Raw genomic sequence first — 15,250 nt, 5'->3', positions numbered from 1 at the left:
CGTGCGGTCGGCGTTCATGACCCTAAAGTAAGCACTTAGCTGAGAACACGCCCTAATCCAATCGTTGTTAGCCGCTGATTACTGCTGCACGCGAGATGCTTCGCTGCGCTCTGCATGACCGGGTTTTACTTTTGAACAAGCCGGCTACGGGTTCACCACGAAATTGGGCAAACCCAGCTTGCTGCGGCGCCCACCCAGTTTCAAGCCTTCATCGACGTAGGTGCAGGCCTTGCCGGCTTCGTTGGGCTTTTGGATGATGCCCAGGGCGGGGTTGTCTTCGCGGGCCACGTAGAGGCGGCCGTCGGGGCCGGCTTGGAGGGCACCGATTTTGCGGTTGGCCGAGCGGCCCACGAGCGTGGGGGTGCCGGTTTTGGTTTTTAAATCGAACTGCCAGAGCTGGCTTTGGCCGCCACCCACGCCGTTGCAGGTGCCGTAGAGCTTGGTGCCGTCGGGCGAGAAGGCCACGCCGTAGGCTTCGGGGTAGGGGCCGAAGGAGCGCGGCTGGCTGACCTTGCCGGTGTTGCGGTCGAAGTTGTAGACTTCAAACTTGTTGGTTTCGCGCCAGAGGGCGGCGGCCACGCGGCGGCCGTCGGGCGAGAATTTCAGCTCGCCAATGGCGTTGCGGCCCGGCCCGTTGTTGAGGCTGCCGACGCTGCTCAGCACGGGCTTGCCGCCCTGCACGCCGTCGGCCGTGACGAGGTAGGCCACGAAGGCGGTCGAGTTCCAGCGGTGGGCCAGCACCCAGGTGTCGCGGCCGTTGGCGTGGCGCACGGCGGCCAGCTTTTCGGCCACGGGCTGCACCAAAAGCAGGTTTACGCGCGGCAAATCGCCCAGGCCGTCGTCGCGGGTCATGTCGACGATGGAGTAGCGCAGGCCGTTGGGTGTGCCCTGCGGCGCGACCGTGAACACGTAGAAGATGTTGCCCGCCCCAGGGTCGGGCACGATAAGGGCCGACTGGGTGCTACTGCCGCTGCCCATGAGCTTGGTGCCGTTGGGCATGGGCCGGTGCGCGCGGTTCCAGACGGTTTCGCCGTTGGTGTAAAAGAGCAGCTCGCCCTTGGCGGTGGTCGCCACGGCGCAGCCCTCGAAAGTGCTCATCTTGCCGTTGTTGAGGGGGGTAGGCGTGGTGCCATCGGGCCCGAAGCTGAGGCCCGCCTGCTGGCCGAAATACCAGAGGTCGGTGGGGCGCTGGGCCTGGGCGGGGACGGCCAGCAGCAGCAGGGCAGAAGCCAGCAAAGACAGCAGGAGTTTTTTCATGAAAAAAGCGGGAACGGGTTGTTGAGCTTTCTAACGAAAAAATAAGCCAAACTGCTACGTGAGTGGCTGCCGGGCCGCCGGGCCTGCCGGGCCGCCGGGCCTGCCTGACCGGCTGTTGGGCACGCCATGCGGTAAACTCGTTCCGAAGAATCTGCCGGGCCGCCGGTCCGGCCCGCGGCGTTAGCTAGCTTTGGCATTTGGCTCCCTACCCCCATGCGTCTGCCCAAGCTCTTTGATTACCTGCGCCAACTCGCCCGGCACAACGAGCGCGACTGGTTTCTGCCCCGCAAAGCCACGTATGACGAGCTGCGGGCTGATTTCGAGCAGGATGTAGCCTTTTGGCTGACTGAGCTAATCCAAACTGACCCCGCCCTGGCCGGCCTGACGGCGCGCAAGTGCCTGTTTCGCATCTACCGCGACGTGCGTTTCTCCAAGAATAAAGACCCGTACAAAACTCACTTCAGCGCCTTTTTCGCCTCCGCCAGCCGCGTGCCGGGCCAGGAGCAGCCCGGCTACTACGTGCAGCTGGGACCGAATAATCAGACTCTTATCGGCGGCGGGCTCTTCGCCCCCGACAAGGAGCAGCTGGCCCGCATCCGCCAGGAAATCGACTACAGCGCGCCCGCGCTGCACCAGCTGCTGGCTGCCCCGGCGTTTCGGCAGTTCTACCCACAGGGGCTAAGCGGCGAGCGGCTCAAGCGCGTGCCGCAGGGCTACGAGGCCACGCATCCGGAAGCCGAATTGCTAAAAGTCAAGAGCTGCATTGCCAGCCAGTCGCGGCCCGATGCCGAGGTGCTGGCCCTGCCCGACTACCGCGCGCACGTGCTCGAAGGGCTGCGGGCGTTGCACCCACTGGTAGGCTGGCTGCGCGAGGTAGGGTAGGGAATTAATTAAGAATTATAAATGAATAATTCAAAATCTCACTTCCTGCTCCTCGTTGCCGGCCCGGAAGAGGACGCTTTGCTTGCGGCCACGGGCTTCGAGGTTGACGATGTTCATCTGGTCGGGGAACAAGTCCAGCAGCAGGCCTTGGCGTAGGTGCAGGCGGGTCAGGGGCTTGGCCGTGGCGGAGGGGGGTAGGGCGACGCGGGCGTAGAGCCAGTAGGCGTCGGCTTCGTGCTGCATCCCGACGAACTGGAGGGGTAGTGATTCGCCCGGCCGGGTGCCCACGCGCAGGCTGCGCTGCAAATAAGCCGCTGCCAGCGCGCCGGCGCGGGGCTGCTGGTCGAGGTGTACCGGCGTGGGCTGGCCCTGCGAGAGGGCACGCTCGAAATCATCGGTGAAGACTTTCAGGGAAATCTCCACCTGCTTTTGGGCCGGGTTGTAGCGCAGCTCGGCGATGCTGGCGTGGTAGGCGTGGGCCAGGGCCAGCAGCGGCAAGAGCAACAGGAGCAGGGCGGCGGAGAGGGCACGGCGCATGAGCGTATCTGGATAGAATCAGTTAGAATAAGAACGTCATGCTGAGCGCAGCGAAGCATCTTATCACGCTGGCACGAGCACTAACCAATTGATTACTGCGTCGTTCTTCAGTGATAAGATGCTTCGCAAGCTCAGCATGACGTCCTTTAGTTCGGTCTATACTATTTGCTACGACAGCGCCTTCAAGATTGGCTTCAGGATGATGACGTAGGCCATCAAAGCCAGAATCAGCATGGTGCCCACGCGCTGGGCACCTTCCAGAAACCGGTCCGAAGGCTTGCGGCGCAGGATGATTTCGTAGAGCAGAAACACAACGTGGCCGCCGTCGAGCGCCGGAATGGGCAGCAGGTTCATGAAGGCCAGCACCATGCTCAACGAGCCGGTCAGGGTCCAGAAGTGGGCCCAGTCCCAGCGCGTGCCGAACTGCTGGGCGATTTCGACGGGTCCGCCCAGGCTGGCTGAGGCGGAGGCTTCGCGGCGCACAATCTTGCCCAACGCCTTGATTTGGCCACTGATGACGCCAAACGCCTGCTTGCTGCCCTCGGGCACCGACTGCGCCAGGTTGTAATTGCGGGTGCCGAAGTTCATCTCGAACTTGGGCCGCACCCCGATTTTGCCGTCCGCGTTCACCTTCACCGTGAGGGGTAGGGTTTGGCCATTGCGCTGCACGGTCAGGGGCACCGCCTGGTTTTTGTAGCGTGCCAGCGTGCCGGTCAGCTCATCAAAAAACTGTACCGGCGTCTCGCCAATCTTCACCAGCCGGTCGCCGGCTTGCAGGCCGGCCTGGGCGGCGGGCTGGCCGGGCACGACTTCCTCGAGCGTGAAGGGCTGGCGCGGCATCACGAACAGGCTGTCGCTCTGGGCGGCCATGTTGTCGAGGAAGTTTTTGGGCACGTTCACGTCCACGAGCTGGCTGCCGCGCTCCACGGTGTAGTAGGAGCTGTTGCCGAGCAGCACGTCGGGCTTGTACACCTCATCGAACTCCGTGAACGGGCGGCCGTTGATTTTCACGATTTTATCGCCCGTGCGGAAGCCCATCTGCCGGCCCAGGCCGTTGGGCAAAATGCCGTAGCGCGCCTCCGAGGCGGGCAGATACGTCTGCCCGTAGTAGAAGGTGAGGGCCGAAAACACGAGCACGCCCGTCAGCACGTTCATGATGATGCCGCCCAGCATCACCAGCAGGCGCTGCCAGGCCGGCTTCGAGCGAAACTCGTCGGCCTGGGGCGGGCCGGCCAGGGCATTGGCGTCCTGGGTTTCATCCACCATGCCGTGAATCTGAACGTAGCCGCCCAGCGGGAACCAGCCGATGCCGTATTCGGTCTCGCCCACCTTCTTCTTGAGCAGGGCGAAGTTGGCCACGTTGGGCAGCGGAAACAGGAAGTCGAAGAAGATGTAGAACTTATCGACCCGAATCTTAAAGAGCTTGGCGAAGGCAAAGTGCCCGAACTCGTGCAAGCCAATGAGCAGCGAAAGGGCCAGCAGAAACTGGCCAATCATGGTGAGAATATCCAAGGACAATTATGAATTATGAATTACAAATTATGAGTTGCCTTCTGCCATGCTCATCTGTCATCCTGAGCTTGCGAAGGACCTTCGCAGGTCAGAACAAGCAATAATCAATAATTAGTGCATCGTTCAACTAGCATAAGGTGCTTCGCCGGCTCCGAATGGCAGGAGGGGGGTAGGGATTACAGCAGCTCGGCCGCTACGCGCCGCGTTTCGGCGTCGGTGGCCGCGTAGTCGGCCAGCTGCGGCTCGGCAAGGTACGACACCCGGTCGAGGCAGCTTTCCACCACGTCGGCCATGCCCAGGAAGCTGACCTGCTCGCGCAGAAAAGCGGCGACGGCCACTTCGTTGGCGGCATTGAGGATGCAGGGGGCGTTGCCGCCGCGGCGCATGGCGGCAAAAGCCAGCGGCAGGTTGCGAAACGTGGCGGTGTCGGGCGCCTCGAAGGTGAGGGTGGGGTAGGCCAGAAACGAGAAGCGCGGAAAATCATTGCCTAGCCGCTCCGGGAAGCCCAGCGCGTACTGAATGGGCAGCTTCATGTCGGGCAAGCCCAGCTGCGCCTTCAGCGAGCCATCCTGAAACTGCACCAGTGAGTGTACGATGCTCTGCGGGTGCACCACCACCTCAATCTGCTCATTGGTCAGGTTAAACAGCCACTTGGCTTCAATCACTTCCAGGCCCTTGTTCATCAAAGAAGCCGAATCGATGGTGATTTTGGCGCCCATGTCCCAGTTGGGATGCTTCAAGGCCTGCGCCTTGGTCACCGTAGCCAGCGCGGCCCGGTCGCGCCCCCGAAATGGGCCGCCCGATGCCGTAAGGATGATTTTCTCAATTGGGTTAGCTTCCTCGCCCACCAAACATTGGAAGATGGCCGAGTGCTCGGAATCGACCGGCAGCAGGCGCCCGCCGTGCTGACGCACCAGGCCCGTTATCAGCTCGCCGGCCACAACCAGCGTTTCTTTATTAGCCAGCGCAATGTCCTTGCCCGCCCGGATGGCCGCCACCGTGGGCAGCAGCCCGGCGTAGCCGACGAGGGCCGTGAGCACCACGTCGACGTCGGGCCGGGTCACGACTTCGGCCAGGGCCGCGGCGCCGGCCAGCACCTGAGTTTCGGGCTGATTGGCCAGCGCTTCTTTCAGAAATTGGTACTGCGACTCCTCGCCGATAACGACGGCCGCCGGCCGGAACTCGCGGGCCTGAGCCAGCAGCAGCGCCGCGTTGCGCTGGGCCGTGAGCACGGCCACTCGGAAGCGGCCCGGCTGCTGGCGCACCACCTCCAGCGCCTGCGTCCCAATCGAGCCGGTGGCACCGAGCAGCGCCAGCGACTTTGTTTTCATGTCTGCTGCCATTAACCGAAAAAAGCGGAATCAGGGCCAAAGGTACGGCAGGCTTGGCGGGACCGGGGGGGTAGGGAATGAAGGCAGGAGGCAGGAAGTATGAGGGAATTAAGGTAGAAGGTAGAAGGTAGGAGGGAAGAGGAAAGAGGCGGTCATGCTGAGCGCAGCGAAGCATCTCGCCTGGGAAAGTAATCCAATCGTTGTTCAATCAGTTGGATTAGTCAGCGGGCGAGATGCTTCGCTGCGCTCAGCATGACCGCCTCTTTCCTCTTTCCTCTTCCCTCCTGCCTTCTACCTTAATTCCCTACCCCCTCTTATCCTGCCAGGGCCGGCACGGCGTCGGCCAGGTGGTTGTAGAGGCGCGTGGCCAGCTCGTGGTTGAGCTGGGCCACGTGGTCGAGGTCGTACTTGTCGCGGTAGGTCGAGTCGTGGAGGGTGGTAGTCAGGGCGGGCTGCACGATGTAGAAATCTTCCTCGTCCAGCTCGTTAATCTGGTACTGCACCTGAAAGCCATAGTCATCAAAGGTGAAGCTGACCAGCAGATTAAGATTGAAGGTGTGGCCGCGCAGCCGGAACGCCTGCCAGCTGATGCCGAGGCTGAGCTGGCGGAGCAGCTCGCTAGCGTTGTTAAACACAAACGCCGCCGACTCCAGCAGCGGGGCCAGGGCCGGGGCCGTCTGGATAACGGGCGCGCCCTCCGTGACCTCGTAGTAGCCCAGCAGAAAGCTTTTCTCCACGAATAAGTCGTCGAAGCGGGCCGTCTGCTTTTGCAGGTCCTTAAGCCATTCTTCCAGCAGATAGTAGTAGAGCTTGGCCTGCGTTTCCAGGTTCCAGGTCAGCACGATGGCATCTTCGCGGCCCAGCAGCTTCTTCTTGAGCTGGGCGAGCTTCTGGTCGAGGTAGGCGGTTTCGTGCGGCGGCTCGCTGGTGGCCGTTTGCAGGCGCACCTGGCTGGCGGCGGCCACGTTGTCAATCAGGAAGCGCAGCAGCGGCTCGGGGTTGCCCGAGTCGGCCACGGTCAGGGCGGCGTAGTAGTGGTTGCGGTCGGTGGCGCGCACCACCGTGATGGGGTAGCCGCGGCTAAGCAGCCCGTAGTTGAGCAGCAGCCGGGCCAGCGGGCCGTGGTAGTAGGCTTCCTCCTGCAAGGGGGGTAGGCGCAGAAAGCGGTAGTGCAGCCCCACGGCCAGGGCCACGGGGTGCTGGCTGCCCTGGGTCAGCTCCTGCTGGTACCAGTTCACCACGTCGGGCAGGCTGGCGGGGGCCTGGTCGGGCGTGGCGAAGTAAAACAGCTCGCCGGTGGGCGTGAGCACCTGGGCGCTGGGCCGGCGCGAAGCCGGCGCAGCCTGGTAGGGGTGGGGGGCGGCCAGCGGCGGGAGCACGGGCGAGCCCTGCAAAAGCTGGTTCAGCTCCTGCACCAGGGTTTCGGTGAGTGGGCGCTGGTCGCGCACGGCTTCTTCGAGGCGGCGCACGGCCTCGTCGTGGTGGCGGATGCGCAGGTGGTCGCGCAGGGGCTTGCCGGGAGCGGTCAGGTCCTGGCGCAGCAGGCGCCGGGTTTCGCTGAGGGTCAGCGAGTTGCCTTCCAGGGCATTGGAGCTGTAGTTCCACTCCAGCCAGGATTCTTGCAGCAGGCCGGCCTCCTGGTCGGGGGATAGGGGGGGTAGGGTGTCGAGTTCGGCTTTTAGCTGGTCGAGTTCGGCAAAAGAAGCCATATATAAACAAATACTAATTAGCTACTAAGGTAGCTACGGAAGTACGAAAAGACTGGCTTTCCGGACTGCAACCTTGTGTTTAAACCCGACCAGCGCTCGGGTCGGGTAAAGATAGCGCCGCCGTCGGGCCGGGCCAACTCGGGCCGGCAGCGCCCCTACCTTTGCCGGCCGTGCCTGCTTTCCCTACCCCCCCCGTCCCCGCCTACGACGTGGCCCTGATTGGAGCCGGGCCGGCGGGCTGCGCGGCGGCTTTGGCCTTGCGTCACAGTGGGTTGCGGGTGCTGCTGCTCGACAAAGCGGCCTTCCCGCGCGACAAAATCTGCGGCGACGCCATCCCCGGCCACGCCCTCAAGTACCTGGGCCAGCTCGACCCCGCGTTTGCCGCCGCCCTCTGGCAGGCTCAGCCCCGCGACGACGTGCGCCAGAGCCGGCTGGTGGCCCCCAGCGGCCGGGCCCTGACCCTGCGCTGGCAGCTACCCAGCTTCAGCTGTCCGCGCGAAGTGTTCGACGCTGCCCTGCTAAAACTGGTGCGTCGGCACTCAGCCACGGAAATACGCGAAGGCGCGGTGCTGAAAGACGTGCGGGTTGAGACAGACCACGTCCGCCTGAGCTTGGCCGATGGATCTGATCTGACCTGTGGGCTGGTCATCGGCTGCGACGGCGCCCACTCCGTGGTGGGGCGCAAGCTGCTCCCTACCCCCCTCGCCCGCGCCCACCACTGCGCCGGCGTGCGGGCCTACTTTGAAAATGTGCAAGGAGCCGAGCCGGGCCAAACCGAGTTTTTCCTCACCAAAGACTACCTGCAAGGCTACCTCTGGATTTTCCCCGTCGGCGCGGGCCGCTGCAACGTGGGCCTGGGAATGCTCGCCGAAACCGTAGCCCGCCATAGAGTTGACTTAAGGCAGCTGCTGCCTCAACTACTGGCCACGCACCCGGCCCTGGCCAGCCGCTTTGCCCAGGCCCGGCCGCTGGGGCCGGTGCGGGGCTTCGGGTTGCCGCTGGGCGGCGGGCGCCGGGTGCCGGTCAGCGGCCGGCGGTTTATGCTGTGCGGCGACGCGGCCTCGCTCATCGACCCCTTGCAGGGCCACGGCATCGACACGGCCGTGCAGAGCGGCATTCTGGCCGCCGCGCAGGCCGTGGCGTGCTTCGAGAAGCAGGATTTCAGCGCCGACCTCATGCAGCAGTACGACGCGGCCGTGGCCCAGAAAATTATTCCCAAGTTGGCCCGCAGCTACCGCCTAATGCGCTTTCTGAGCGACAAGCCCTGGCTGGTGAACGCCGCCGTGCGCCTGGGCCAGCTGCCCGCCCTGCGCCCCTGGGTGCAGAAGGCGATTGGATAGTGGTGAGATGGTGAAATAGCGAAATGGTGAGCTAATGAGTTCGGGAATTAATTGAAACCTAAACCTCACCTTCTGGCTATTGCGTAGCAACAACTCACTATTTTACTAGCTCACCATTTCACCGCATGTCTTTCACCTCTGCCCGCTCCGAAGATGTTTTGTTTGACGCCGCCCGCCGCGGCGACGTCGCGGCCATCCGGGAGCAGCTCGCCACCGGCCTCAACCTTAACACGCAGAACGCCAAGGGCTTCACGGCCCTAATTCTGGCCTCCTACGACGACCACCTTGATGCCACCAACGCCCTGCTCGAAGCCGGCGCCGACCCCAACCTACAAGACGCCACCGGCAACTCGGCCCTGATGGGCGTCAGCTTCAAGGGCTACGCCGACATCGCCCGCGCCCTCATCCAGCACGGTGCCGACCTGAACCTGCGCAACGGTAATGGCGGCACTGCCCTCATGTTCGCCACGCTGTTTGGCCGCAACGAGCTAGTCCGCATCCTGCTCGAAGCCGGTGCCGACAAAGACATCGCCGACCAGCGCGGCCTGACGGCGCTGCACCTAGCCGGTCAGCAAGGCAATGAGGAGGCGTGGAAATTACTAGGGGGTAGGGAAGAGTAAGTGGAAACGGTAGGACGAATGTTCGTAGTGTTTAAATGTGCCGCACCACGCCGCCATCCACCCGCACCGAGGCGCCGTTGGTGGCTGCGGCCAGCGGGCTGGCCAGGTAGGCCACTAGGCTGGCAACTTCATCGGTGGTGATGAAACGCTGGAGCAGTGACGACGGCCGTGCATCGCGGAAGAACTCGTGCTCGGCCTCCGCGCGGGTCTTACCCGCGCCGGCCAGCTGCTTCAAGAATTCTTCTACCCCCTCCGACGCCGTGGGGCCGGGCAGCACTGAATTCACCGTGACGCCAGTGCCCTTGGTTAGCTCGGCCAGGCCGCGTGCCACGGCCAGCTGCGCCGTTTTGGTGGTGCCGTAGTGAATCATCTCGGCCGGAATCTGGAGCGCCGACTCGCTGGAAATGAACAAAATACGGCCCCAGTCCTGGGCCAGCATCAGCGGGAAATACTGGCGCGCGAGCCGCACGCCGCTCAGCACATTCACCTCGAAAAAGCGCACCCAGTCCTCATCCGAGATTTCGGCAAAAGGCTTGGGCTCAAAGATGCCGACGTTGTTCACCAGAATATCCACCGTGGGCACTTCGCGCAGCAGGTGCGCCATTTCCTCGGCCCGGCCAAAATCGACGGCCACGCCGCGCACCGCCGCCGTCGGCGTCTCGGCCACAATGGCGGCGCGGGCTTCCTGAAGGCGCGCCTCGGTGCGTCCGGTGATGATGACTTCGGCGCCTTCGGCCGCCAGGCGCCGGGCAATGGCCAGTCCAATGCCGGCCGTAGAGCCCGTGACGAGGGCGGTTTTATTGGTGAGTTGCAGGTTCATGAAGGGGTAGGGATTAGAAAAGAAAATTCGACTCCAAACCTGAAACGGCAGGCGTTTGATTAGGCGCTGGAAATTGTGGACACGAAAGAGGCCCGCCGGGTGGGGCGGGCCTGGGATTAGGGCTGGGGCGGCGTGTCGGCTTCGGCTACTTTGGCAGCAATGAAGTCAACTGATGCGGTAGCAAATTGGTGATTGATTTCTTTCATGCGGTTAAGGTCGTAGGCCTGTCCGTATTGCAAATCCTGTTCATGATGATGGGAGCCAGGATGAAGTGAAAATACAGCCACACACTTGAATTTTTCAAATCTCCAAATGAACCTAACGCCTTGATGATGATAGAAACCGGCTTTCCTAAAGTCTTGCCAATCAAAACGTAAACTAATTTCTTTTATCATGCGCTCATCATCCATTACTACCTCCTCGATTGAATGCATAAGTTCATCTAACCAAACATTTTGCGCGTCGTTGATAATACGGTTATTGTGGTCGCGTACTTCAAGCCACACCTCTGTTTTAAAGAAAAGGTCATTGAGCTTTCGCATCGTGTGCCAAGCGTCCTCGACCCAAAACTTGAAGAAGTTCTGATAGAAGCTTCGTTGCGTTTCGGCATTCCAAGTGGTTTTTTCGAACTCTTCCCGGCTTACCATTTGCTTCTTTAACAGTGCTATCTTCTTATCTAAATCATCCGGCTCATCTACTGATTCGCCCATTGCGGCCCGAATCATCAGCCGCAGCGAGGCTTCCACGTTTTCGATAATGAAGCGCAGAAACGGCTCCGGCTCGCCCGCGTCGGCTTCGGAGAGGGCAGCGAGGTAGCGGTTACGGTCGTCGGCTTTGATGACGGTGATGGCATAGCCGGCGCGCATCAGAATCAGGTTCATCAGCAGGCGCGACATGCGGCCGTTGCCATCGTCGAAGGGATGGATGCGCACGAAGCGGTAGTGAAACTCAGCGGCCAGCTCCACGGGGTGCAGCGTGGGCTGCTCGGTTTCGCGGCGGCACCAGTCCACGAGGTCGGTCATCTTGGCCGGGGTTTCCTCCGGGCTGGCGAAGTAGAGCATCTCGCCGGTGGCGGTCAGCACGTTGTTGGGCTGCTGCTTGTACTGGCCGGGTTGAATGAACTTCCGGGTCGGCTGGCCATCGGCCGTTTGGGCGGGCGCATGAAATGGCTCGCCCAGCAGCACCTCGTGCATCCCCCGAATAAATTGTTCGGTAAGGGGCCGCTGGTCACGCACGAAATCCTCGAGCCAGAGCACCGCCTCGTTGTGGCCCCGGATGTCGAGGTGGTCCCGAATGGGCTTGCCCTGGGCCGTGAGGCCGTGCAAGAGCAAGGAACGGGTTTCGCCCAGCGTGAGCGAGTTGCCCTCAATAGCGTTGGAATTATAATTCCACTCCAGCCGAAACTTTTGCAGCACCCGCTGCTCCTGCTCCGGCTTGAGGGGGCGCAGGGCGTCGAGTTCGGCTTTAAGGCGGTCGAGGTCGGCGAAGAGGGGCATAGGGGGTAGGAAAACGGTGACAGAGCGAAAGGCAAGCGTAAGCTACTGGCCGGTAGAAGGGTCCTGGGACAAGCGTTTTGAGCGAGCTTCCCGTTGCGCCTCAGCTTCGCGCGCTGCAACGGACTGACTAGTATAAGCCGGGTGCACCTTCAACGTGGTAAGGAAGGAGAATCGGTCGGCATCCATCTCAAATGTGGGAGGTGGCGAACCATTGGCTTCCATTGCAGCCCGAATATCAGGCAGGCCAGTGGCCCGTCCTTCAGTTAGGCGCAGCTCTTTGAGAAAATCGCCTACCCGGCGATTTCGATAATCACGGGCCATGATGGGCTGGGTGTTTCGGAGTTGCTCAGCGGTAACGGGCGGCAGTGCTCCTGGAAAACTCAAAATCTGTATTTGAGTTGGGCGCACGCTTACTTCAATAGCGTTCCGCAACTCATAGCTTCGGTGATACACGGCATTAGCTAAAGCTTCCTCCAACGCCGCAAAAGGGTAGTTGAAAAATCGGAAAGCTTCAGCTTGGCCTGGTATTTTGCGGGTTGTCTCTTTCAAAACCTGGGTTTGTAGAAAGCTCAACGCTTGTCGTAACTGCTGAGGTAGAGGGCCACTGAAACGTTTCTCAACCAGACTGCGACTTCGGCCGGATTCACTGGAATGAATCACAACATCGATGAACGCGCCAGGGAAAAAGCTTTCGGGCTGTTCATTAAACATGAGTAGGCCGATGTTGAGCGGCTTGCAATATTCGGGCGGGCCACTAACGATGCGCATCTGGCGGCACAATGCCTCAAAGGGTATGGTGACGGCTTCGCCAGCCAGCTTGCTTTTGATTTCGCGTAGATGTTCCCGAATAAGCCCGAGACTTAAGTCATCTAATGTTGCCTGATGGTTGATGCGGTCGTCAAAAGGCACTTTAGCAGTCAGGTCTAATAAGCGTCGCTGCTCATCTGGATTGGCTCTCGTTGTACTGGCAAAGTGTCGGACATAATATTCTTTCTGGGCCTTATTGTCTTTAGCTAAGCTTACTGGTGCTTTATAAGGCCGATTTTCGCCGCCCGGTGCCCAAATAACCAGCACAAGTTTGCCGAGGTATTCTTCTGGCTCTACTAGCGGAAAATAGGTGGGCGTCAATTGATGGCATAGTTCGATTAACCTTTTTTGGATGGCATCTGCCTGTGCTGGTTGCAAACCGGCCGGTGGTAAGTCGGGCTGGCCATCTTTCTCCGCTACACCGATAATTAGATAGCCGCCGCCCCAGTTGTCTAAGTCATTAGCAAAGGCACAGATTGTATGAATTGCTGCTTCCTCGTTCCAACCTCGCTTAAACTCAAGTCTTGCCCACTCCACTACTTGTCCGCTTAGGAGCTGCTCTAAATTCACTGGCAGTGCCATTGACTAGGTGTTTTAATTAAATAGAAAAACTATACTGTCAGCTTCCCCAGAATCTCCTGCGCCGCCAGGGCAATAACCGTTCCCGGCCCGTAGACGCCGGCCACGCCGGCTTGGTAGAGAAACTCGTAGTCCTGAGCCGGAATGACGCCGCCCACGATGACGAGGATATCGGCGCGGTCCAGTTTCTTTAGCTCGGCCAGAAGCTGGGGCATGAGGGTTTTGTGGCCGGCGGCCAGCGAGCTGATGCCGACCACGTGCACGTCGTTTTCGGCGGCCTGGCGGGCTACTTCGGCGGGCGTCTGGAATAGGGGCGCCAGGTCCACGTCGAAGCCCACGTCGGCGAAGGAGGTAGCAATGATTTTGGCGCCGCGGTCGTGGCCGTCCTGGCCCATTTTGGCGACCAGCAGGCGCGGGCGGCGGCCTTCGTGGGCGGCGAAATCTTCGGCGGCCTGGCGGGCTTTGGTAAATTCTTCGTCGTAGTTCATTTCGGAGCTGTACACGCCCGAGACGGTGCGCGTCGTGGCCTGGTGGCGGCCGAAGGCGGCTTCGAGGGCATCGGAGATTTCGCCTAGGGTCGCGCGGTGGCGGGCGGCAATGATAGCGAGGGTGAGGAGATTAGATTTTGGGTCGCCCTCCGGGGGGACCTCACCCCCCCGGTCCCCCTCTCCAAAAGAGAGGGGGGAACCCGTTATGCGCGACTCTGAATCGTTTGGCACCCCCTCTTTTTTGGAGAGGGAGCCGGCCCCGTGGGGGTCTCGTGAGGTTTGCGCCGCCTTACTCAGCGCCGCAAGGGCCGCTTGCACGGCGGCAGGGTCGCGGGTGGCTTTTATCTGGCTGAGCCGCGCAATCTGGCTGGTGCGCACCGCGTCGTTGTCAATATCTAGCACCTCGATAGCCGTTTCCTGGGCTTGCTGCTGGGCGGTGAGGCGGTATTTATTGACCCCAATAATGGCTTCCTGACCGGAGTCAATCCGGGCCTGTTTGCGGGCGGCGGCTTCCTCGATGCGCAGCTTAGGCAGGCCGGTTTCGATGGCCTTGGCCATGCCGCCCAAGCTCTCTACTTCCTGAATGAGGGCCCAGGCTTTCTCGGCCAACTCGTGGGTTAGCGTTTCGACGTAGTAGGAACCGCCCCAGGGGTCCACGACTTTGGTGATGTCGGTTTCGTGCTGCAAATACAGCTGGGTGTTGCGGGCGATGCGGGCCGAGAAGTCGGTGGGCAGAGCAATGGCCTCGTCCAGCGCATTGGTGTGCAGGCTCTGGGTGCCGCCGAGCGTGGCGGCCAGCGCCTCCAGGGCAGTGCGGGCCACATTATTATAAGGGTCCTGCTCGGTGAGGGAGTAGCCCGAGGTCTGGCAGTGGGTGCGCAGGGCCAGGCTCTTGGGGTTTTGGGGCCCGAACTGCTGCATGAGCTTGGCCCAGAGCAGGCGACCGGCGCGCAGCTTGGCGATTTCCATGAAATGATTCATACCAATGGCCCAGAAAAACGACAGCCGCGGCGCGAACTCATCAATATTCAGCCCCACGGCCAGGCCGGCGCGCACGTATTCCAGCCCGTCGGCCAGGGTGTAGGCCAACTCCAAGTCGGCGGTGGCGCCGGCCTCCTGCATGTGGTAGCCGCTGATGCTGATGGAGTTGAATTTGGGCATGTAGGCCGCCGTGTAGGCGAAGATGTCGGCAACGATGCGCATACTCGGCTCCGGCGGGTAGATATAGGTGTTGCGCACCATGAACTCCTTGAGGATATCATTCTGGATGGTGCCGGTCAGCTTTTCGGGCCCTACCCCCTGCTCCTCGGCTGCCACGATGTAGAAGGCCAGCACCGGCAGCACCGCCCCATTCATGGTCATGCTCACCGACATTTCGCTCAGCGGAATCTGGTCGAACAGGATTTTCATATCCTCGACCGAGTCCACGGCCACGCCGGCCTTGCCCACGTCGCCCTCCACGCGCGGGTGGTCGGAGTCGTAGCCGCGGTGCGTGGCTAGGTCGAAGGCCACGCTCAGCCCCTTCTGCCCGCCGGCCAGGTTACGGCGGTAAAAGGCGTTGCTGGCCTCCGCCGTCGAGAAGCCCGCGTACTGCCGGATGGTCCAGGGGTTCTGCACGTACATGCTGGCGTAGGGCCCCCGCAGATACGGCGCCTGCCCCGCGCCGAAGCCCAGGTGGTCGAGCCCGGCTACATCTTCCGGGCCGTAGTAGCTTTTAAGCGGAATGCCCTCGGCCGTGCGGCCTGCCTCGGTTGGCGCCGGCGGAGGGGGTAGGGATGCGGCGTCGTAGGCCAGGGAGGTGAAGTCGGGACGCATTTCGTTGAGTTATGAGTTGATAGTTATGAATTATGAGTTAGCAGTATGTATGCGCGG

12 protein-coding genes are annotated in these 15,250 nt (G+C 61.5%); 3 read left to right on the top strand and 9 right to left on the bottom strand.

The window, feature by feature from the left end:
- Positions 1 to 144: 144 nt before the first annotated feature.
- Positions 145 to 1,257, bottom strand: a complete 1,113-nt coding sequence (locus ACFE70_RS07590) for a hypothetical protein (RefSeq protein ID WP_375417127.1) — start codon at positions 1,255 to 1,257, stop codon at positions 145 to 147.
- Positions 1,258 to 1,470: 213 nt separating this feature from the next.
- Here ACFE70_RS07590 and ACFE70_RS07585 point away from each other — a divergent pair, with 213 nt between their 5' ends.
- Positions 1,471 to 2,139, top strand: coding sequence for a DUF2461 domain-containing protein (locus tag ACFE70_RS07585; protein WP_375417126.1), 669 nt, complete (start codon positions 1,471 to 1,473; stop codon positions 2,137 to 2,139).
- A 30-nt stretch (positions 2,140 to 2,169) separates the two neighbouring features.
- Here the strand turns inward: ACFE70_RS07585 and ACFE70_RS07580 are convergent, their stop codons facing one another.
- The 4 genes from ACFE70_RS07580 to ACFE70_RS07565 form a co-directional block, all read right to left on the bottom strand.
- Complete coding sequence (locus tag ACFE70_RS07580; RefSeq protein ID WP_375417125.1) at positions 2,170 to 2,676, bottom strand: DUF6702 family protein; 507 nt, start codon at positions 2,674 to 2,676, stop codon at positions 2,170 to 2,172.
- 168 nt (positions 2,677 to 2,844) lie between these two features.
- The gene (rseP, locus tag ACFE70_RS07575; protein WP_375417124.1) at positions 2,845 to 4,188 is read right to left on the bottom strand and encodes an RIP metalloprotease RseP; all 1,344 of its coding nucleotides are present in this window, start codon (positions 4,186 to 4,188) and stop codon (positions 2,845 to 2,847) included.
- Positions 4,189 to 4,364: 176 nt separating this feature from the next.
- The gene (locus ACFE70_RS07570) at positions 4,365 to 5,519 is read right to left on the bottom strand and encodes a 1-deoxy-D-xylulose-5-phosphate reductoisomerase (RefSeq protein ID WP_375417123.1); all 1,155 of its coding nucleotides are present in this window, start codon (positions 5,517 to 5,519) and stop codon (positions 4,365 to 4,367) included.
- Between the two features lie 314 nt (positions 5,520 to 5,833).
- A complete protein-coding gene (locus ACFE70_RS07565; protein ID WP_375417122.1) occupies positions 5,834 to 7,228 on the bottom strand; it encodes a Fic family protein in 1,395 nt (464 codons plus the stop codon).
- A gap of 170 nt (positions 7,229 to 7,398) precedes the next feature.
- On the opposite strand from ACFE70_RS07565, the gene ACFE70_RS07560 reads away from it, so the two are divergent.
- Together ACFE70_RS07560 and ACFE70_RS07555 are read left to right on the top strand one after the other, a co-directional pair.
- The gene (locus tag ACFE70_RS07560) at positions 7,399 to 8,568 is read left to right on the top strand and encodes an NAD(P)/FAD-dependent oxidoreductase (RefSeq protein WP_375417121.1); all 1,170 of its coding nucleotides are present in this window, start codon (positions 7,399 to 7,401) and stop codon (positions 8,566 to 8,568) included.
- Positions 8,569 to 8,693: 125 nt separating this feature from the next.
- A complete protein-coding gene (locus ACFE70_RS07555) occupies positions 8,694 to 9,188 on the top strand; it encodes an ankyrin repeat domain-containing protein (protein ID WP_375417120.1) in 495 nt (164 codons plus the stop codon).
- Between the two features lie 31 nt (positions 9,189 to 9,219).
- Here the strand turns inward: ACFE70_RS07555 and ACFE70_RS07550 are convergent, their stop codons facing one another.
- The 4 genes from ACFE70_RS07550 to scpA all read right to left on the bottom strand — a co-directional run bounded on the left by ACFE70_RS07550 (position 9,220) and on the right by scpA (position 15,193).
- Complete coding sequence (locus ACFE70_RS07550) at positions 9,220 to 10,008, bottom strand: SDR family NAD(P)-dependent oxidoreductase (RefSeq protein ID WP_375417119.1); 789 nt, start codon at positions 10,006 to 10,008, stop codon at positions 9,220 to 9,222.
- 116 nt (positions 10,009 to 10,124) lie between these two features.
- On the bottom strand, positions 10,125 to 11,504 hold the full coding sequence (locus ACFE70_RS07545) for a Fic family protein (protein WP_375417118.1): 1,380 nt from the start codon (positions 11,502 to 11,504) through the stop codon (positions 10,125 to 10,127).
- Positions 11,505 to 11,546: 42 nt separating this feature from the next.
- A complete protein-coding gene (locus ACFE70_RS07540) occupies positions 11,547 to 12,893 on the bottom strand; it encodes an RNA-binding domain-containing protein (RefSeq protein ID WP_375417117.1) in 1,347 nt (448 codons plus the stop codon).
- Between the two features lie 29 nt (positions 12,894 to 12,922).
- Positions 12,923 to 15,193, bottom strand: a complete 2,271-nt coding sequence (gene scpA, locus ACFE70_RS07535) for a methylmalonyl-CoA mutase (protein WP_375417116.1) — start codon at positions 15,191 to 15,193, stop codon at positions 12,923 to 12,925.
- Positions 15,194 to 15,250: the final 57 nt, after the last annotated feature.

It is taken from the genome of uncultured Hymenobacter sp. (assembly GCF_964243305.1).
In the GTDB taxonomy this organism is placed as follows: domain Bacteria; phylum Bacteroidota; class Bacteroidia; order Cytophagales; family Hymenobacteraceae; genus Hymenobacter.
The sequence above is the reverse complement of the archived record's forward strand: the minus strand, read 5'-3'. Positions and strand labels throughout refer to the sequence as shown.